1 protein-coding gene is annotated in these 750 nt (G+C 56.0%); it reads right to left on the bottom strand.

Features of this window, described 5'->3' with window-relative positions; translation table 11 throughout:
* Positions 1 to 533: 533 nt before the first annotated feature.
* Positions 534 to 750 (bottom strand): hypothetical protein (locus tag ACIPPQ_RS21715; protein WP_446546118.1); only part of this gene is annotated, 217 nt, incomplete at its 5' end.

Here is a 750-nt window from a genome sequence, read left to right as displayed (position 1 = left end):
GAACAACCTCCGCTTCACGCAGCTTGCCGATAATCTCTTCCGGGCGATGCTTCTTGCTCGGCATTCATAATCTCCTTCGTAATCCAAAATATCATCAATTTTGGACCACTCAGAAGGGGGCAGATCAAACATCCCTAGAATCAGGTAGGTTTGCGCCGCCGGCGCGATCGATGGCGATATCCGGGTTGCGAAGCACGTTCACTGAAGCACGAAGGCGGGCGGTTGTTTCGATTTTGCGGCCTTCCACCTGCATTGGACGGACGCGCCAGCCTGTCTGCTTTTTTGGGCGAATTGTCCAGAAGCTGTCCGCCAGACACCGGCCAGACCCGGCGGTAGGGAAGCTGGCTCGGTGCGATTGAATTGTCCGCAACGGAGCGATTTGCACCGCTCATTTTCGAGCCTTCACAGCCTCGGCAGTCGGGTCGTCCTTCAAAGCCTGGACCGGCGAAAGACCCGTAGCTGCTCGGTCGCGCCGGCCAGATCTGAATCTTCAATCGACACATAGCCCGTGTTGGTCAATCGATCGAAAGAGGTCATGCCAAGGCCTTGCAGATGTGCAACCGCGGCACCGAATAGCGATGATTTGAGGTCGGCAGAGCTGAGAAGCCGATGCCGGTAAATGCTGACGTGCTCCCCTGAAATGTGACCGAATTTGAGTAGAGTCCGACGCGAAGGAGTCGGACAGAATGAAGCGAAGCAGGTTCAGCGAAGAGCAGATCATCGCGATATTGAAGGAGCATGAGGCGGGGA

The organism is Sphingopyxis sp. LARHCG72 (genome assembly GCF_052871675.1).
The sequence above is the reverse complement of the archived record's forward strand: the minus strand, read 5'-3'. Positions and strand labels throughout refer to the sequence as shown.